At 69.2% G+C, this 18,379-nt stretch carries 19 protein-coding genes and 1 pseudogene; 6 read left to right on the top strand and 14 right to left on the bottom strand.

The features are described 5' to 3' along the window. Nucleotides 1-115: integrase core domain-containing protein (locus EGT67_RS15560; RefSeq protein WP_164877445.1), on the top strand; the 115-nt coding region annotated here is incomplete at its 5' end. A 31-nt stretch (nt 116-146) separates the two neighbouring features. Here EGT67_RS15560 and EGT67_RS15555 read toward each other — a convergent pair. After that, nucleotides 147-710, bottom strand: coding sequence for an SMI1/KNR4 family protein (locus tag EGT67_RS15555; protein WP_127916977.1), 564 nt, complete (start codon nt 708-710; stop codon nt 147-149). A 90-nt stretch (nt 711-800) separates the two neighbouring features. Beyond that, a complete protein-coding gene (locus tag EGT67_RS15550) occupies nt 801-980 on the bottom strand; it encodes a hypothetical protein (protein ID WP_127916976.1) in 180 nt (59 codons plus the stop codon). Nucleotides 981-1,258: 278 nt separating this feature from the next. Between EGT67_RS15550 and EGT67_RS15540 the strand changes: the two are divergent. Both EGT67_RS15540 and EGT67_RS15535 read left to right on the top strand, forming a co-directional pair. Continuing rightward, a pseudogene (locus EGT67_RS15540) lies at nt 1,259-2,024 on the top strand (integrase core domain-containing protein). Between the two features lie 91 nt (nt 2,025-2,115). Continuing rightward, nucleotides 2,116-2,430, top strand: a complete 315-nt coding sequence (locus EGT67_RS15535; RefSeq protein WP_241566050.1) for a YciI family protein — start codon at nt 2,116-2,118, stop codon at nt 2,428-2,430. 72 nt (nt 2,431-2,502) lie between these two features. On the opposite strand, the gene EGT67_RS15530 is transcribed toward EGT67_RS15535, so the two are convergent. Further along, nucleotides 2,503-2,979, bottom strand: a complete 477-nt coding sequence (locus tag EGT67_RS15530; protein ID WP_127916974.1) for a MarR family winged helix-turn-helix transcriptional regulator — start codon at nt 2,977-2,979, stop codon at nt 2,503-2,505. Nucleotides 2,980-3,053: 74 nt separating this feature from the next. Between EGT67_RS15530 and EGT67_RS15525 the strand changes: the two genes are divergently transcribed. Next, entirely contained in the window at nt 3,054-3,929 is an 876-nt protein-coding gene (locus EGT67_RS15525; RefSeq protein ID WP_127916973.1) for an alpha/beta fold hydrolase, read from the top strand. Between the two features lie 15 nt (nt 3,930-3,944). Here EGT67_RS15525 and EGT67_RS15520 read toward each other — a convergent pair whose 3' ends face one another. The 6 genes from EGT67_RS15520 to tkt form a co-directional block, all read right to left on the bottom strand. Further along, a complete protein-coding gene (locus EGT67_RS15520) occupies nt 3,945-4,400 on the bottom strand; it encodes a DUF6389 family protein (RefSeq protein WP_127916972.1) in 456 nt (151 codons plus the stop codon). A gap of 299 nt (nt 4,401-4,699) precedes the next feature. Then, nucleotides 4,700-5,458 carry a 6-phosphogluconolactonase gene (gene pgl / locus EGT67_RS15515; protein WP_127916971.1) on the bottom strand — a complete coding sequence of 253 codons (759 nt, stop codon included), beginning with the start codon at nt 5,456-5,458 and terminating at the stop codon, nt 4,700-4,702. Further along, complete coding sequence (opcA, locus tag EGT67_RS15510; RefSeq protein ID WP_206612400.1) at nt 5,451-6,362, bottom strand: glucose-6-phosphate dehydrogenase assembly protein OpcA; 912 nt, start codon at nt 6,360-6,362, stop codon at nt 5,451-5,453. The genes pgl and opcA overlap by 8 nt, the downstream gene beginning before the upstream one ends. Then, nucleotides 6,359-7,900, bottom strand: coding sequence for a glucose-6-phosphate dehydrogenase (zwf, locus tag EGT67_RS15505; RefSeq protein ID WP_127916969.1), 1,542 nt, complete (start codon nt 7,898-7,900; stop codon nt 6,359-6,361). Before zwf ends, opcA begins: the two co-directional genes overlap by 4 nt. 3 nt (nt 7,901-7,903) lie before the next feature. Next, nucleotides 7,904-9,037, bottom strand: coding sequence for a transaldolase (gene tal / locus EGT67_RS15500; protein WP_127916968.1), 1,134 nt, complete (start codon nt 9,035-9,037; stop codon nt 7,904-7,906). Nucleotides 9,038-9,043: 6 nt separating this feature from the next. Continuing rightward, on the bottom strand, nt 9,044-11,146 hold the full coding sequence (tkt, locus tag EGT67_RS15495) for a transketolase (RefSeq protein WP_127916967.1): 2,103 nt from the start codon (nt 11,144-11,146) through the stop codon (nt 9,044-9,046). A 193-nt stretch (nt 11,147-11,339) separates the two neighbouring features. Here tkt and EGT67_RS15490 point away from each other — a divergent pair, with 193 nt between their 5' ends. Further along, complete coding sequence (locus EGT67_RS15490; RefSeq protein ID WP_127916966.1) at nt 11,340-12,335, top strand: heme o synthase; 996 nt, start codon at nt 11,340-11,342, stop codon at nt 12,333-12,335. Nucleotides 12,336-12,411: 76 nt separating this feature from the next. On the opposite strand, the gene EGT67_RS15485 is transcribed toward EGT67_RS15490, so the two are convergent. Continuing rightward, nucleotides 12,412-13,377, bottom strand: a complete 966-nt coding sequence (locus EGT67_RS15485; RefSeq protein WP_127916965.1) for a quinone oxidoreductase family protein — start codon at nt 13,375-13,377, stop codon at nt 12,412-12,414. A gap of 82 nt (nt 13,378-13,459) precedes the next feature. On the opposite strand from EGT67_RS15485, the gene EGT67_RS15480 reads away from it, so the two are divergent. After that, nucleotides 13,460-13,813, top strand: coding sequence for a hypothetical protein (locus tag EGT67_RS15480; RefSeq protein WP_127916964.1), 354 nt, complete (start codon nt 13,460-13,462; stop codon nt 13,811-13,813). A gap of 69 nt (nt 13,814-13,882) precedes the next feature. Here EGT67_RS15480 and EGT67_RS15475 read toward each other — a convergent pair whose 3' ends face one another. The 4 genes from EGT67_RS15475 to EGT67_RS15460 form a co-directional block, all read right to left on the bottom strand. Beyond that, nucleotides 13,883-14,857 (bottom strand): COX15/CtaA family protein, encoded by a 975-nt coding sequence (locus tag EGT67_RS15475; RefSeq protein WP_127916963.1) that lies wholly within the window; start codon nt 14,855-14,857, stop codon nt 13,883-13,885. 106 nt (nt 14,858-14,963) lie between these two features. Then, nucleotides 14,964-16,547, bottom strand: coding sequence for a hypothetical protein (locus tag EGT67_RS15470; protein ID WP_127916962.1), 1,584 nt, complete (start codon nt 16,545-16,547; stop codon nt 14,964-14,966). Between the two features lie 67 nt (nt 16,548-16,614). Continuing rightward, nucleotides 16,615-17,412 (bottom strand): ABC transporter permease, encoded by a 798-nt coding sequence (locus EGT67_RS15465; RefSeq protein WP_127916961.1) that lies wholly within the window; start codon nt 17,410-17,412, stop codon nt 16,615-16,617. Then, nucleotides 17,409-18,332 (bottom strand): ABC transporter ATP-binding protein, encoded by a 924-nt coding sequence (locus EGT67_RS15460; protein ID WP_127916960.1) that lies wholly within the window; start codon nt 18,330-18,332, stop codon nt 17,409-17,411. Before EGT67_RS15460 ends, EGT67_RS15465 begins: the two co-directional genes overlap by 4 nt. Nucleotides 18,333-18,379 lie beyond the last annotated feature (47 nt).

Raw genomic sequence — 18,379 nt, 5'->3', positions numbered from 1 at the left:
CAGCAACACCGAACGCGCCGACGCGCTTGCACCTTGGCTCGAGTACTACAACACTCGACGACGCCACAGCGCACTCGGAGGACTACCACCGATCAGCCGACTGCAACCAACCTGATGGCCAGGTACACCTAGGGCGAAGAAGCGTCTCAATCTTCAGGTTCGGGGACGAACTCTTCTGCTTGATCGCGGAACCACGTGAGCGATGCGTCAAGATAGGCCTCACCATCGAGTGCCACCAAGGAGATCTGGTCGGGGTCATGCACGTAGGAGATCACCTGACCGACCGCGCCCCCGGGGCCCGGGTCGCAGTCGGCGAATAGGACGATCGTGCTCCCTCCAAAGGCTGCGAATGGCACCCACGTGTCGAGGAACCAGCCCGCGCGGATCCGACCATCGCGAGGTACCGACTCCTGCCAGCCCGCGAAGTTCCCCGCAATATCACGCAGGCGATTGCGCAACGCAAGGGACTGCGACACGGACAGGAAGTCCGCACCGTTGAAGAAATCTGGCCGTGTGAACACCGGACTGTAGACTGGCCCGCCGTCGGCGACTCGCCACAGATCGACGAGCCAGTCCACCACCCCGTATCCCAGCGACGCGAGCATCGCGTCACGATTCGTGTCCGCCAGCGGGGCTCGCAAATCCAGAGAAGCATCAAGTCCCGTGTATATCTCCGCAACAGCGTCAAGATAGGCGCGAGGTGTCGTCATGCGCTTACCCTTTCACTCGCGAGGCACGTGGGTGCCGGCGCTAGTGGCACCCCCGGGCCAGCTTCCGGATTCCAGGGCCGCTCGGGGGGCTCACACGGCGTTGCTGGAGAAGTCGTTGCTGCCGGGCGTGGTCTTCGCGGGGTACGTGACACGACCTTCGTGACGCAGCCGCCGCATCCTGCGGCCGAGCAGGAAGAAGACCAGCGTGAACACGACCAGGCCGCCGGCGGGGATCGCGATCGCCAGGAGCAGGCCTGCGTGTGCGCTCATAGGGACCATCTTGCCTGTCGAATGCCCGCACCGGCCGCTGAGCGGCGGTGACGTTTCCAGATCGTCTGCCACGGCCCGAATTCGGCAGGCACGGCACACTGAGCTGCCGTCCTCATCCACGCCGCAATCGCCTGGACCCACGCTTTGTCAGACACGCTCTAGGTGTGATGTCCAGGGAGGTTGGTCCGGACTCTGTCCGGTGAGTCGACCTGACAGGTGAAGGCCTCCGGTTGTGAAGTGGAGCTGTCTAGGAACCGCTTCACCACCAGGAGGCCTTCGTGTCCCACGCTAATGCAACGCTGACTCCGGTCACCAGACTCCGCCTGGCACGACTGATCGTCGATGACGGCTGGACGTACGGTTCGGCAGCGAAGATGTTCATGGTCGCGGCACGAACGGCGAAGAAGTGGGCTGACCGCTACCGCGCTGAAGGCGTCGCCGGCATGGTCGACCGCAGCTCGCGTCCAAACTCGAGCCCGAACAAGACACCCCTCGAAGTGGTTCGGCAGATCGTCGAGATGCGGTGGCGTCACCGGCTCGGCCCGGTCCAGATCGCCGGGCGGCTGTCGATGCCGGCATCCACGGTCCACGCGGTGCTGGTGCGGTGCCGCATCAACCGGCTCTCGCGTATCGACCGGGTCACCGGGGAACCGCTGCGTCGCTACGAACACGACCACCCCGGCTCGTTGATCCATGTCGATGTCACCAAGTTCGGCAACATCCGAGGGCGGTGGTGGGCACCGCTTCGTCGGCCGCCGGCAAGGTAAGAAGAACCGAGAGGCCACCGCGAAGAGGACCGGCCGACGCAACAGCCGCTACGAGCCGAGAACCGGAATCGCGTTCGTGCACAACGGGAAGGTCGAACGCTTCCACCGCACCCTGGCCGACGGATGGGCCTACGCCCGCCTCTACGAATCAACCACGCAGCGCAACGCCGCCCTGCCCGGATGGCTGCACTTCTACAATCACCACCGACCCCACTCCGCCATCGGCGGCCGGCCACCGGTCACCCGACTGACCAACCTCCCCGGACATCACATCTAGGTCGTGTCGATCAAGGAGTTCCTCTCCCTCGTCGACGTGGTCACCGGATAAGATGATCGCGGCCGACAAACAAGTCGTGGAGTGGGTTCGAATGACGGCACAGCCGGTGTGGGTTCCGCACGTCGTCCTGCTGTATTACTCCGACGTGGCCGCCCGCACCCGGATCCCTGAGGTCTTTCCGGCGCACAGTGCGTACGCGGCCGAGTTCCGGATCGACCGACCGGGCGCACTCGTGATGATCGGGCCGTTCGCCGAAACGTCGACAGGACAAGCCGCGGCGATGTCGATCTTCACTTCGCTGGAGGCCGCGGAAGCCTTCGCTGCCGGCGATCCGTTCGTGGTGGAGGGCATCGCAACCGAGAAGATCTTCCGGACCTGGCTCGTCTCGCCCGATCCCGGTGTGTGACCCCAGCCGCCCGGTGATGTGACCGCTGTTCGCCTCGGGGTTCAGCTCAGCATGTCTGTTGTCGTCGTGTGATCAGGGCGCGAGTTGGTCACGTGTGGCGGCAGCGGCTGCAGTCATCTGGACGAGGAACCGTTCGATGGTGCCCTGTTCGTCCGGGGTGAAGTCGTCGATCGTCTCCGTCGCCGCCCCGATCAGCGGGCCGAAGAACGACCAGCCCAGCTCCACGGCGGACGGCGTCACCTCGAGCAGCACGCGGCGGCGATCGGCGGTGTCCCGCACGCGTCGGATGTGCCCCGCCCTCTCCAGTCGGTCCACCAGCGCCGTGGTCGATGCGGAGGTGAGAGCCAGTTCGTCGGCCAGCAGGCCGGGCGTAGCGGGGACGCCGGAACGGTCGGCGTCGAGCAGGCAGATCAGGGCCCGAAGATCGGTGGTGTGCAGGCGGTTCCGCGACGCGAAGTCCGCCCCGATCAGATGGAGCTCGATCGTCAGGGCCCGGACGCGGTGCACGATCGTCAGCGCGTCGTCGTCCGGTCTCGTCGGTTCCGGCACGTCATCTCCTCTGGATCTATAACTTTCGACTATCTAGTATCTCGATCATCGAGGTAACTGTCGAGGGGGTTCACATGGGTCAGGGCAGCATCTCCGAATTCGCCGACACGGCGTCCGGCCGCGAGTTTCGCGACCGTTACGACCGCGTCCTGGGGAAGTGGCCGGGTCCGGTCGAGGGCGTCGACGCCACGACCCGCCACGGGACGACACGCGTCAACGTCTGCGGTCCGGTCGAGGCGCCGCCGGTGGTGCTGCTGCCGGGCGGGCGGGCGACCTCGACATCGTGGTTTGCGGTGGCGGGCGATCTGGCCGCCACGCATCGCGTCTTCGCGGTCGACCTGCTCGGCGATCTGGGCCGCAGCGTCGTCGGCGAGGGGCCCCGCACCGTCGAGGACCTCATGGTGTGGCTGGCCGACGTGCTCGATGCGCTCGGTCTCGGAGCCGTTGCCCTCGTGGGGCATTCGTACGGCGGAATGGTGGCGCTGGCGTTCGCGACGCGGCACCCCGAACGGGTCGATCGACTCGTACTGCTCGACCCCAATTCGTGCTTCGCGGGCATGCGGACCGGCTTCCTGCTCCGGGCGCTGCCGCTGCTGTTGCGGCCCACCGCCGCGCGGCAACGGGCACTGATCGGTTGGGAGACGGCGGGATCGGAAGTGGACCCGGACTGGCTCGACCTCGTCGCACACGGCGCCGAACACTTCCCGACGACGAGACCGGTGGTGCCGAAGCGTCCGCGACGCCGCGACCTCGGGCAGATCCGGTGTCCGACGACGGTGGTGCTCGCCGAACTCAGCCGCATCCACGACATCCGCAGGGTGCGTGCCGGCGTCCGAAAGGCGCTGCCCGGGGCACGGACTGCCGTCCTGTCCGGCGCGTCGCATTACACGCTGCCGATGGCCCCGGCCGCCGAGTTGATCACGGTGCTGTCGGACGCGCTCCGCGAATGAGGGTGGGGCAGGCGGTCAGCGGTGCTCCGACTCGAACAGCAGCGGGGTGATCGTCCCGTAGCCGTCCTCGCCCTCGACGTACCAGGGCAGCGCCGACCGAACCTGGCCGACGCGCGACCACAACTCGCCGATCCACGTCGCGGCGGCGTCGACGATCGCGTCCTGCACACAGAACGGGGCGCTGCGCGACCAGAGCGGGACCTCGGGTTCGAGTCCGTCCTCGGTGTGCACGATCCCGAACACGTGGCGGTGGTCGTCGACGGGCTTGTTCAGCGCGAAGTGGTCCGGGCCGTCCAGTCGCGCCCAGACGTCGAAGGTGCCCTCACCGTCCTGGTCGGGGAACACGTCGAAGGCGAGGGCGGTGGCCTCCGCCGGACAGTTGTCGAGTATCGCCGAGATCTTCTCCGCCGCAGCGTTGCTGTGGCGATCGAGGACGGTACCGAGCTCCGAGATGTACTCCGCGCGCTGCACGCCGGAATGGTACCGCCGTACTACGCCGCAGGTGCGGGGGAACCGATCCACGGTTCGTCGCGTCGAACAGAGCGTACGGAACAGAAACCGGGGACCGGCAGGGGAGGGAGCGCGGATGGATCGGAACGCGAGGGGCGCCACGTATCGGCGGCTCGGAGCGCGCAGGCCGGGCGGGCCCCGGAGCAGCGCTCGGTTGTCGACGGGGTGTCGGCCACGAACGAGCGCGGCCGACACCGGTGAGGTGCCACAGGAGCGGTGTGCGGGCGAACCCGTCGACGACCAGCCTGAATGACGAATTGTCAGGAAAGCGGAAGCTTGCTCGCGGCGGTCTCGTCGAGCAGCCACACCGTGCGCTCGACGCCGCGCGCACCCGCGGACGGGATCTCCTCCGGCGAGGCGCCGTCGACCGCCGCGGCGACCGCGTCGGCCTTCGCGTCACCCGACACGATCAACCACACCTCGCGTGCCGACTGCACGGCGGGCAGGGTGAGCGTCACCCGGACCGGCGGCGGCTTGGGGGAGTCGGTGACCGCGACCACCAACTGCTCGGGCTCGCGAACCGCATCGGTGTCCGGGAACAGCGAATTGATGTGGCCCTCACCGCCCATGCCGAGCAGATGGACGTCGAAGAGGGGGCCGGTGCGGTCTGCGCCGAACGTTTCGAGGACCTCGGCGTACGCGGCGGCCGCCGTGACCGGATCGCTGCCGTACGCGCCGTCCGACGCTGCCATGACGTGGACGCGTGCCGGATCGACCGGCACGTGGTCGAGCAGCGCCTGGTGCGCCTGCACCTCGTTGCGCTCCGGATCGCCGGTGGGCAGGAAGCGCTCGTCGCCGAAGAACACGTCCAGCGCCGCCCACTCGATGGCGCCGGGGTTGGCGCGCACGTGCTCGAGCAGTGCGATGCCGGTGCCACCGCCGGTGAGCACCACGGCCGCGGACCCGCGCGACTGCTGGGCTGCGACGACCGCGTCGACGAAGCGCTCGGCCGACGCACGCACCAGGGCGTCGGTGTCGGCGTACCGCTGGATCTCCTGCTGGGCGTTCACGTCAGACATATTCCACCTTCGACAGTCCCGTCAGGGCGGCTTCGTAGATCTCGTCGGGATCGAGCCTGCGCAGTTCCTCCGCGAGGCAGTCCCGGGTCTCGCGGCGGGCCAGCGCCACCAGGGCGTCCGGCTGGCCGGTGCGGGCCAGCGTCGCTGTCGTCTCGACCTGCGGACGGCTGATCGAGATGCGGTCGCCGTTCGTGAGCTGCAGTTCGACGAACAGCGGACCGGTCTGCCGGCGGACCGGTCCGTCGATGCGGCCCGCGAGCCAGCCCGCCAGGACGTCGAGCGCCGGTTCGGTCGCCAGGCCCGACACCGTCGCCGACACGATCTGCTCGTGCGGCGGCTGGTCCAGCGCCGATGTCAGCAGCGCCCGCCAGTAGGTGATGCGGCTCCACGCGAGGTCGGTGTCGCCCGCCGTGTACGAGCCGAGTCGGCTCTTGATGGTCGCGGTCGGGTCGTCGGCGCCCGTCGCGTCGGTGATCCGGCGGATCGCCAACCGCCCCACTGGATCCAGTGCCGGAACCGCGGGTGCGTCCTCCGGCCACCACGCCACGACCGGGGTGTCGGGCAGCAGGAACGGCACCACGACGCTCGCCTCGTGATCGGCGAGTTCGCCGTACACGCGCAGGATCACGACCTCGGACGCGCCGGCGTCGCCACCGACACGGATCTCGGCATCGAGATGCGTCTCCTCCGAACGGGATCCGCGCGCGACGACGATGACGCGACACGGATGCTCGCGGCTGGCCTCGTTCGCGGCGTCGATGACGTCCTCGGAGTTCTTGCTGTCCCGCGTGCACACGACCAGCGTCAGGACCCGGCCCAACGTGACCGCGCCGCCGGACTCGCGAACCTCGACGAGCTTCTTGTTGATCGCTCCGGTGGTGGTTCCCGGCAGCTCGATGATCACGGCCTTCTCCATTCGCGACCGGTGCGGCGCATCATCTCCTGCGCCGACGGCGGACCCCACGTGCCTGCCTCGTAGGGCTCGGGCTTGCCGTTCTTCGCCCAGTGGTCGAGGACCGGGTCGAGGATCTTCCACGACAGCTCGACCTCGGCGTTGACCGGGAACAGCGACGGCTCACCGAGCAGGACGTCGAGGATCAGCCGCTCGTAGGCCTCCGGCGACGACTCGGTGAACGCCTGCCCGTAGCTGAAGTCCATGTTGACGTCCCGGACCTCCATGCTCGACCCCGGCACCTTGGAGCCGAACCGCATGGTGACGCCCTCGTCGGGCTGGACGCGGATCACGAGGGCGTTCTGGCCGAGGTCCTCGGTCATGGTCGCGTCGAACGGCAGATGCGGGGCCCGCTTGAACACGACCGCGATCTCGGTGACCCTGCGGCCCAGTCGCTTTCCCGTGCGCAGGTAGAACGGCACCCCGGCCCAGCGGCGGGTGTCCACCTCGAGGGTGATCGCCGCGTAGGTCTCGGTCTTGGAGTCCTTCGCGAACCCCTCCTCCTCGAGCAGGCCGACGACCTTCCGGCCGCCCTGCCAGCCGCCGGCGTACTGACCGCGGGCGGTGGTCTCGTCGAGCGGTTCCGCGAGACGCGTCGCGGACAGCACCTTGATCTTCTCGGCCTGCAGTTCGGACGGCTCGAAGCTGATCGGCTCCTCCATCGCGGTGAACGCGAGCAGCTGGAGCAGGTGGTTCTGGATGACGTCCCGGGCCGCGCCGATGCCGTCGTAGTAGCCGGCCCGGCCGCCGAGACCGATGTCCTCGGCCATGGTGATCTGCACGTGGTCGACGTAGTGGGCGTTCCAGATCGGGTCGAACAACTGGTTCGCGAACCGCAACGCCAGGATGTTCTGGACCGTCTCCTTGCCCAGGTAGTGATCGATGCGGAACACCGTGTCCTCCGGGAACACGTTGTTCACCACCGCATTGAGTTCCTGGGCACTCTCGAGGTCGTGACCGAACGGCTTCTCGATCACCACACGGCGCCACTGCCCGTCCGCGGACTTCGCCAGCCCCGACGTCGACAGCTGTTCGCACACCGTGGGGAACTGGGCGGGCGGAATCGACAGGTAGAACGCGTGATTGCCCCGCGTGCCGCGTTCGCGGTCCAGCGCGTCGAGCGTGTTGGACAGCTCGGTGAAGGCGTCGGCGTCGTCGAAGCTGCCCTGGACGAAGCGAATACCCTTCGCGAGCTGCTCCCACACGTCCTCGCTGAACGGGGTGCGGGCGTGCTCGCGGACGGCGTCGTGCACGACCTGGGCGAAATCCTGGTCCGCCCAGTCACGCCGGGCGAACCCGACCAGAGCGAACCCGGGCGGTAACAGGCCCCTGTTGGCGAGGTCGTACACCGCCGGCATGAGCTTCTTGCGCGCCAAGTCGCCGGTGACACCGAAGATCACCAGGCCACAGGGGCCGGCGATGCGAGGCAGTCGCCGGTCCCTGCTGTCCCGAAGTGGGTTGACCCAACGGTCCGCCGCGGGTTCGCTCACGGATCAGCTCTCTCGAGCAGCCGCGAGCTGCTCCGTGATCGCGTCGAGGAGCTCGTTCCACGAGACCTCGAACTTGTCGACGCCCTCGGACTCGAGCTTGTCGAACACGGCCGGGATGTCGATGCCGACCGCGGCCAGCCCGTCGAACACGTTCTGCGACGCCGCGGCGGTGCCGGTGATGGTGTCCCCGGTGACGGCGCCGTGGTCGGCGACCGCCTCGAGGGTCTTCTCCGGCATGGTGTTCACGGTGTGCGGGGCGACAAGCTCCGTCACGTACAGCGTGTCGGAGTAGTCGGGGTTCTTCACACCCGTCGACGCCCACAGCGGACGCTGGACGCGTGCGCCCTCGGCCGCCAGCGCCGCCCATCGGTCGCCGCCCTCGAACACGCTCTGGTACGACGCGTACGCGAGGCGGGCGTTGGCCACACCGGCCTTGCCGCGCAGCGCGAGGGCGGCCTCCGAGCCGATCTTCTCGAGCTGCGCGTCGATCTCGGTGTCCACGCGGGAGACGAAGAACGACGCCACCGAATGGATCTTCGACAGGTCGTGCCCGGCGGCCTTCGCGGCCTCGAGCCCGGACAGGTACGCGTCGATGACCGCCTCGTACCGCTCGACCGAGAAGATCAGCGTGACGTTGACGCTGATGCCCTCCGCGATCACCCGGGTGATCGCCGGCAGACCCGCCTTGGTAGCCGGGATCTTGATCAGCAGGTTCTCGCGGTCGACGAGCTTCCACAGCTCGATCGCCTGCGCGACGGTCGCGTCGGTCTCGTGGGCCAGACGCGGATCGACCTCGATCGAGACGCGACCGTCCACGCCGTCGGTCGCGGACGCCACCGGCGCCAGCACGTCGCAGGCGTTGCGGACGTCGTCCGTGGTGAGGGTGCGCACCGTCTCGTCGACGTCGGCGCCCTGCTTCGCCAGCGCGCTCAGCTGCGCGTCGTACGCGTTGCCCTTGGTGATGGCGCCCTGGAAGATCGTCGGGTTCGTGGTGACCCCGACGACGCTGCGGGTCGCGATCAGGTCCGCGAGGTTGCCCGTCTCGAGCCGCGTGCGGGACAGGTCGTCGAGCCACACGGACACGCCCGCCGCGGACAGCGCCGCGAGGTTGGCGTTCTGGGTTGCAGTGTCAGTCATGATGATTCATCCCTTCACACGTGCGAGGGTGCGGCGCGCCGCATCGGTGACCGCTTCGGCCGTGAAGCCGAACTCACGGAACAGCGTCTTGTGGTCGGCGGATGCGCCGTAGTGCTCGATCGAGACGGCCTCGCCGTCGTTGCCGAGGATCTTGTACCACGGCATCGCGATGCCGGCCTCGACGGTGACGCGGGCGCGCACCGACGGCGGCAGGACCTCGTCGCGGTAGGCCTGGTCCTGCTGCTCGAACCAGTCGAGGCAGGGGACCGACACGACGCGGGTGGCGATGCCGTCCGCCTCGAGTGCCTCGCGGGCGGCGACCGCCAGCTGCAGCTCCGAGCCGGTGCCGAGCAGGATCACCTCGGGGGTGCCGGTGGACGCCTCGGCCAGCACGTACGCGCCGCGGGCCACGCCCTCGGCGGCCTTGTCCCGGGTGCCTTCGAGGACCGGGATGTCCTGGCGGGTCAGCGCGAGCGCGGTCGGGCCGGTCTTGTGCTCGAGCGCGGCCTTCCACGCCTGGGCGGTCTCGTTGGCGTCGCCCGGACGGATGACGGACATGTTCGGGATGGCACGCAGCGACGCGAGGTGCTCGATCGGCTGGTGCGTCGGGCCGTCCTCGCCGAGGCCGATGGAGTCGTGCGTCCAGACGTACAGCGCGGGGGTCTTCATCAGCGAGGCCAGGCGGACCGCCGGGCGCATGTAGTCGCTGAAGACGAGGAACGTGCCGCCGTACGCGCGGGTCGGGCCGTGCAGCACGATGCCGTTGAGGATCGAGCCCATCGCGTGCTCGCGCACGCCGAAGTGCAGCGTCCGGCCGTAGGGCTGGGCGTTCCAGTCCTTCGTCGAGATCGACGTCGGGCCGAACGAGTCGGAGCCGTCGATCGTGGTGTTGTTGCTGCCGGCGAGGTCGGCCGAGCCGCCCCACAGTTCCGGCAGGATCGGGCCGAGCGCGTTCAGGACCTTGCTCGACGCCTTGCGGGTCGCAACGCCCTTCGCGTCGGCGTCCCACGTCGGGAGGTTGTCGGCCCAGCCCTCGGGGAACTCGCCGGCGTGCAGACGGTCGAACAGCGCCTTGCGCTCGGGCTCGCGTGCGGCCCAGGCGTCGAAGTCGGCCTGCCACCGGGTGTGCGCAGCGGCGCCCCGATCCACGACCTGGCGGGCATGCGCGAGCGCGGCCGGGTCGACGTCGAAGCTCTTCTCCGGATCGAAGCCCAGGGCGCGCTTGACCCCGGCGACCTCGTCGGCGCCGAGCGCGGCACCGTGCACGTCGCCGGTGTTCATCTTGGTCGGAGCCGGGTATCCGATGATGGTGCGCAGCAGGATCATCGACGGCTTGTCGGTGACGGCCTTCGCGGCCTCCACGGCGTCGAGGATCGCCGAGACGTTCTCGCCGCCCTCGACGACCTGCACGTGCCAGCCGTACGCCTCGTAACGCTTGGCGGTGTCCTCGCCGAGCGCGATCGCGGTGTCGTGCTCGATCGAGATCTTGTTGTCGTCGTAGAAGACGATCAGGTTGCCCAGTTCCTGGACGCCCGCGATCGACGACGCCTCGGAGGTGACGCCCTCCTCGATGTCACCGTCGGAGGCGATGACGTAGACGTAGTGGTCGAACGGGCTGGTGCCGGCCGCGGCGTCCGGATCGAACAGGCCGCGCTCGCGGCGGGCCGCCATCGCCATGCCGACCGACGACGCCAGGCCCTGGCCCAGCGGGCCGGTGGTCATCTCGACGCCGACGGTGTGGCCGAACTCCGGGTGACCGGGGGTGAGCGAGCCCCACGTGCGCAGCGCCTCGATGTCGGACAGCTCCAGGCCGTAGCCGGACAGGTACAGCTGCAGGTACAGCGTCAGGCTGCTGTGCCCGCACGACAGGACGAAACGGTCGCGGCCGACCCACTCCGGGTTCTTCGGGTCGTGGCGCAGCACCCGCTGGAACAGGGTGTAGGCCAGCGGTGCAAGACTCATCGCGGTACCGGGGTGGCCGTTTCCGACCTTCTGGACGGCGTCCGCGGCGAGGACTCGTACGGTGTCGACGGCCTTGGTGTCCAGATCGGTCCAGTCGGTGGGGTGGACCGGTTGGGTGAGGACGCGGATCTCGTCTGTGATCGACACGGGCAGATGTCTCCTGACATGGTTGTACGTGGAGCCGGAGGGTGCGCTGGGCGTTGGCGGGCCTCTTGTGCGCCTCCAGCCTAGTGTGCCCCTGGATTCGGGTCGATTCGGTTGCCGGGTAACCGGCGTCTACCATCGTCTGTAGTAGTGCAGTAGTCAGCGAGGATGTAGTCGCGTGGGGCAAGGAGACAGCGTGCGTACAGGGCATAGGCCGAGCGGACACGGCTTCGGCAGCCCGGGCGGCGCATCCGCTTCCGAATCGGAAGTCGTACCGGACAGGTCGACGCTGTGGGGGCGTGTGACCTCGACGTTCCTCGCGTACGTCGCATTGACGAAGCCGCGGGTGATCGAGCTCCTGCTCGTCGCGACGATTCCGGCGATGCTGCTCGCGGACCGCGGTCACATCGACCTCGTCCTCATCCTCAGCACGCTGTTCGGCGGCTGGATGGGCGCCGCGAGTGCGAACTCGCTCAACTGCGTCGTCGACGCCGACATCGACAAGGTGATGAAGCGCACAGCGCTGCGCCCGCTGGCCCGCCAGGCGGTGCCGACGAGGAACGCCTTCGTGTTCGGCATGACGCTCGGTATCGCATCGTTCCTGTGGCTGTGGTGGCGCGCCAACCTGCTCGCCGGTTTCCTGGTCGTCCTGACGATCGCGTTCTACGTCCTCGTCTACACGATGGTGCTCAAGCGTCGGACCTGGCAGAACGTCATCTGGGGCGGCGCCGCCGGATGCATGCCGGTCATGGTGGGTTGGGCCGCGGTCACCGGCTCGCTCAGCTGGGAACCGGTCGTCCTCTTCCTGATCATCTTCTTCTGGACGCCGCCGCACACGTGGGCGCTCGCGATGCGCTACAAGGAGGACTACAAGGCCGCGGGTGTGCCCATGCTCCCGGTCATCGCCTCCGAGACGCACGTCACCAAGCAGATCGTGATCTACACGTGGGCCACCGTCCTCGCGTCACTCGCGTTGGTGCCGGCCGCGGGCTGGATCTACGCGGTCGTCACGCTGCTGGCCGGCGCCTGGTTCCTGTTCGTCGCGCACCAGCTGTACAACAGCGTCCGCGGCGGCACCCCCATCAAGCCGCTCAAGCTGTTCCTGCAGTCGAACAACTACCTCGCGGTCGTGTGCTGCGGCCTGGCCGTCGACTCGGTCCTGGGTTGGCAGACCATCGGGCAGCTGTTCTGACACAGCCAGTCGTCTGACCTTCGACGAGGGCCCCGGTCGTAATTCGACCGGGGCCCTCGTCGTCGTTGCTGCGGCGCTACGGCAGCAGCACGATCGAACCGGTGGTCTTGCGGCCCTCGAGGTCGCGGTGCGCCTGTGCCGCCTCGTCGAGCGGGTAGGCGCCGCCCACCCGCAGCTTCAGCGTCCCGGCCGCGATCGCGTCGAGGACGGCGCCCGCGCGCCACGTGAGTTCTTCGCGGTCCCGCACGTAGTGGGCGAGGGTCGGCCGGGTCACGTACAGCGACCCGCCCGCGTTGAGACGCTGCAGATCGAACGGCGGAACCGGCCCGCTCGCGGCGCCGAACAGCACGAGCGTGCCGCGGATCCGCAGCGACTCGAGGCTCGCGTCGAACGTGTCCCTGCCGACCCCGTCGTACACGGCGGCCACGCCCTCGCCGCCGGTCAGTTCGCGCACCTTCTCGGCGAGGCCGTCGCCGTAGCGCAGGACGCGCCACGCGCCCGCCTCCCGCGAGAGTGCCTCCTTCTCGTCCGTCGAGACCGTCGTGACGACCTTGATGCCCTTCGCGGCCGCCATCTGCGTCAACAGCAGACCCACACCACCGGCACCGGCGTGGACGAGGACCGTCTCACCCGACCGCGCCGGATACGCCGACTCGATCAGGTAGTGCGCCGTCATGCCCTGCAGCAGCGCCGATGCGGCCTGCTCGGGAGCGACCCCGTCGGGCACGTCCACGGCGACTGCGGCGGGAACGACGACCTTCTCCGCGTAGCTGCCGGGCCCGGCCGCCCAGGCCACCCGGTCGCCGACGCCGAACTCGGTGACGTCGGCGCCGACCGCGGTGACGACGCCGGTGCCCTCGTCGCCGGGGACGTAGGGGAGATCGCGGGCGTAGGTGCCCGTGCGGAAGTACGTGTCGATGAAGTTGATCCCGATCGCCTCGGTGGCTACCACCAGGTCACCGGGACCGGGTTGCGGATCCGGCACCTCGGTGGGGGTGAGGACCTCGGGACCGCCGTACTCGGACACCACGATTGCGCGCATGTTCTTGTTGTACACCCGGTTCCCGGACGTGTGATGGGACGGTCGTGGGCGTCGTTCCGCTACCGCACAGTAGGCTGACGCCATGAGCACCGATACCCAGAGCACCGCTGCGGCCCCGGTCCTGCCCTCGGGCACGGTCGCAGCCATCCGGAAGTTCCTCTCCGAGCACGGCGGATCCGCGAGCGCGGTCATTCAGCCGGTCGGTCGTGCGGGCGTGCGGATCACGCTCGTCGGCGCCGACGGCATCCTCGGCGACCAGGTGGTCGAAACGGTCGCGATCGCGAACGCGGTCGTCGCCTCCTTCGACGAGATCACGGTCTCCGAGTGGGATCGCGCGCTGACCAGCGTCGTCACCCCGCGCAAGGGTCACTTCGCGAAGATGGCGGGCTGGGTCGCCCACCAGACACGCTTCCCCAAGGCGCGCAACGAGCGCTGAAACCTCCGAAGGCCGGGGTCCTGCACGTGTGCAGGACCCCGGCCTTCGTCGTTCGTGGGTGAAGCCGGGTCAGGCGGACGCGACGGCCTCGGTGTCGGCGCGTTCACCGACCGGTTCACGGACCCGGCCTGCCGCGTACAGGGCGGCGGTCGCGGCGGTGCAGGCACCGGCGAGCGCGACGTGGATGGTCACCAGCGCGGCCGGTACGTGCGTCCAGAACTGCACGAGACCGACGCAGGCCTGTGCGACCACGAGTGCGACGACGACCTTCAGACGCAGCTTCACCGCGGCGCTCGCGCCGACCGCGTACAGGCCGAACCCGAGGCCGATCAGCAGCGCGAGGTAGCCGACCAGCAGTTCGGCGTGCAGGTGCACGAGGTTGGTGATGTCGAGGTCGAGACGCTCGACGGTGCGCTCCGGGTTCTTGTCGCCGGCGTGGGGTCCGGCGCCGGTCACCATGGTGCCGGCGACCAGCGTTCCGGCCAGCGCGACGCCGGTGAGGGCCGTCAGCCAGCTCAACTGCTTGGGGAGGGTGGTGACCTCGACGCCGTCGTCGGGCTGGTCGATCTTGTGGTACAGGATGACCGACAGCCACACCATCGCCATCGACACCAGCAGGTGCAGCGCCACCGTCCACCAGAGCAGCCCGGTGAGCACGGTGATCCCGCCGAGGACCGCCTGCGCGACGGTCGACAGCGGCATCAGCCACGCGTAGGCCAGCACCTCGCGCCGGCGCCCCGCGCGGGTGACGGCGAGGACCACGGCGGCAGCGGTCGCGACCACCAGGAAGGTGAGCAACCGGTTGCCGAACTCGATGGACTGGTGGAACCACGGCGCGGTGGACGACGACGTCGGGACGAAGCTGCCCGGATAGCACTGCGGCCAGGTGGTGCAGCCGAGGCCGGACGCCGTCACGCGGACGACCGATCCGGTGACCGCGATGCCGCCCTGCGAGACGATCACCGCGATCGCGATCCACTTCTGGACCGCGAGGGACGGCAGCGGCAGACGGTTGACCAGGTTCACAAACCCGCGATACAGCACGCCCCGATGGTAGAGGGCCGTCCACTACACGCTGTCGTTGGGGTGCGCCGCCCGCGGGGAAACGCGCAGGTTATCCGACCCGCGGGTGGCGCGATCGTGTGCGAGGTCACGATCCCGACGAGCCGCTCGACCCTCCGCTGCCGGGGTTGACGGACACGATGCCCGAGATCGTGCCCTGCATGTACCGGCCGTCGTGGGTGATGAGCGCCGACATCTGCAGCGTGTCGCCCAGCAGGGTGCCCGTGATGGTCTCGGTGGTCTTCACCGCACCGGTGTCGGGGTCGATCACTGCGTACGCGAAGCTGTCCAAGGGAGTGGTCACGGCGGTGTCGCCGATACCCTGCCGGACCATCGTGTACAAGTTGCCGTCGGCGGTCGACAGGTGCGGAACTGCGGAACTGCGGACCTCGTTCTGCCACACGGTGGTGCAGCCCTGGCCGTCGGCGTCGACGTCCACGCGGGTCATGCCGCCACGGAACGGCGCGGACGCCGGCACCGCCTCGCCCGCCCCTGCCGGGACCGTCGGGTAGGGGTAGCCGTACGTGCCCGCGACGAACACGGACCGCCCGACGCCGATCGGTGAGTTCTCGCTGCCGCTGCCCGAACCGGTGCTGCCGCCGACGCTGCCGGACAGGCTGCCGCCGGAACCACCGGCGCTGCCGGTGCTGCCCAGGCTGCCGCCGTCCTCGCCCGGCGGGAGAACGGGTTCCTTACAGATCTCCTCGCCGGTGGCGGACCGGTACACGAGCAGGTTCACCTGGCCGTCGGCGTTGTCGACGATCGTCACGTATTCCGAACCGGTGGCGGGGCCGAAGTAGGTGGGCGTCGAGCCGGTGCCCCAGCTCAGCTGCCCGGGCTTGCGGGCCGAGCCCCGGTCGTACGGCTGTCGCCAGTCGATGTGGGGTTGGGCGTCCGGCCCGGCACTCAGCTGGTACGTCGCATGGGTCGAGGCAACCGAGGTGCCGCCGGGCGACGTCGAGATGCTGTTCTGGACCTGTTCGCCGGCCGGCAGCGACAACGTCCGGGCCGCACCGGCGGCGTCGACGGTGCCGACGATGCCGCCGCCGGTCGCGAACCAGACGTTGCCGGCCCAGTCCGGCGCCAGGCCCGTGACGTTGTCGCCGTCGGGAATCGCCGACGTCAGGTCGATGCTGGTGTCGATGCTCAGTGCCCACTTGCCGTTCACCTGCGCGTGGCCGATCCGCAGCAGGTGCCGGGTGCCGTCCACGACCACCAGGCGATCGTCGGAGTCGAGGTAGGCGTACACGCCGCCGAGCAGGCTGCCCTTGGTGAGCTGGAGTTGCGTGAGCGTCCCGCCGGCCGGGAACGTCGAGGCGTTCGGGTCCAGCAGATGCACCGTCGGGTTCTGCCCGATCATCGTGGTGCACAGCGCGACGACCAGCCCGTCCGAGCCCTGCAACAGCGTCGGGCACGCCGACGCGAGCGGGTACTGCGCGATCGAGACGGCGCCGGTGCCCGGTCCGGCCAGGGGTGTGGCATCGGACGATCCCGCGTCCTGATGCATGGTCGCGGTACCCGCCGGGCCCAGGTGGGGGTTCGGGGGTGCGAGCGGGCCCCAGGCTGGGGCCGCGTCCGCGGTCATCGGGGCCAGCGCGAGCGCGAGAGCGCCGCAGGCGGCGAGGGACGTGCGGCGGAATCCGGTCATCAGGGAGGCGGTCACGACGGCCATTCTGATACTGGACGGTCGGACTCGGAAGTGTTTCGCCCGACACGCGCCGAATGAACGAATACTCGTGTCAGGTGAACTTGAAAGTCCTGGTCGCGACGAATCCGGAGACGAGCGCCCATGCCGCGAGGATCGCCACACACAGCACGTTGATGCTGCCCGCGGTGGCGTCCTCGAGGGCCTGCGCGAGCGCACCGGACGGAACCAGTTCCGCGGCGATCCGGACCCCGGCGGGGAGCTGGTCGGCGAAGATGACGCTGCCGATGCCGGCCATCGCGAACCAGAGGATGTTCGCGAGGGCGAGGACGATCTCGGCGCGCAGGGTGCCGCCCAGCAGCAGGCCCATCGCCGCGAACGTGACGGTGCCGAGGGCGATCACGACCGCGCCGAGGAGCAGGCCGACGACACTGGGCCGCCAGCCCAGCGCGAACCCGATGGCGCCGAGCAGGAGGGCCTGCATCGCGACGACGATGACGACCGCGGCGCTCTTGCCGGCGATGATGCCCCACCTCGGCAGCGGGGTGGCGCCGAGACGTTTGAGGGCGCCGTAGCGGCGGTCGAAGCCGACAGCAATCGCCTGGCCCGTGAACGCGGTCGACATGATCGCGACCATCATCACGGCGGGGACGATCGTGTCGACGCGGTCGCTTCCGAAATCCCCGATCGGTAGCAGGGTCAAGCCGATCAGCAGCGTGATCGGGATGAACATCGTGATCAGCAGCTGTTCGCCGTTGCGCAGCAGCAGCGTCAGCTCGAGCTTGGTCTGCGCGGCCAGCATCCGCGCCGGCGGCGCGGGTTGCGGGCGCGGGGTGAACGTGCCGTCGGCGAAGCGGTTGTCGGCCAGGCGGTCGTGGTGCGTCACGCTCATCCCCTCAGATCCCGTCCCGTGAGTTCGAGGAAAACGTCCTCGAGGCGGCGCTGGTCGACGCGGATCTCCGTGGCCAGCGCATTCTGTCCCGCGCACCACGACGTGACCGCCGCGACGACGTGCGGGTCGATCGCGCCACGGACGACGTAGTCCCCGGGCGTGACCTCCTGCACCTGGAAGTCGGCGGGCAGCGCGGCGCGCAGCGGGGCGAGGTCGAGGCCGGACGGGGCGACGAGGCTCAGCAGTCCCTCGGCCCCGGTGCGGGTGATCTCGGACGGCGTGCCGGACGCGACGATCCGGCCGTGGTCGATGATGACGAGTTCGTCGGCGAGTTCCTCGGCCTCGTCCATCAGGTGGGTGGTGAGCAGGACGCTGACGCCGTCGCGGCGCAGCGCGTCGATCAACTCCCACACCAGCAGGCGCGCCTGCGCGTCGAGGCCCGCGGTCGGTTCGTCGAGGAACACGAGTTCGGGCCGGCCGACGAGGGCGCAGGCGAGGGACAGGCGCTGCTGCTGGCCGCCCGAGAGGCGGCGGTACGGGGTGCGGCGGGCGTCCTGCAGGCCGAGGCTGCGCAGCAGCCATTCGGGATCGAGCGGGTCCGCCGAGTACGACGCGACCAGGTCGAGCATCTCGCCGGCCTTCGAACCCGGGTACGCGCCGCCGCCCTGGAGCATCACGCCGATACGGGGCCGGAGCGCCGCGGAGTCGGCGATCGGGTCGAGGCCGAGGACGCGTACGGACCCGGCGTCGGGGGAGACGAAGCCCTCGCACATCTCGACGGTGGTGGTCTTGCCTGCGCCGTTAGGGCCGAGGAGCGCCAGCACCTGCGCCTGTTCGACGACGAGATCGAGTCCGTTGACGGCGTGGACGTTGCCGAAGGACTTCTCGACGCCTTGGAGGCAGACGGCCGGCGCACTCATATCAACGCCGTTTCCGACGTTCTGACAATCACGAGGAACCAGCCTAG

Origin of the sequence: Prescottella agglutinans (assembly GCF_004011865.1) — a bacterium.
In the GTDB taxonomy this organism is placed as follows: Bacteria; Actinomycetota; Actinomycetes; order Mycobacteriales; family Mycobacteriaceae; genus Prescottella; species Prescottella agglutinans.
This window is presented reverse-complemented; position numbering and strand designations above follow the sequence as displayed.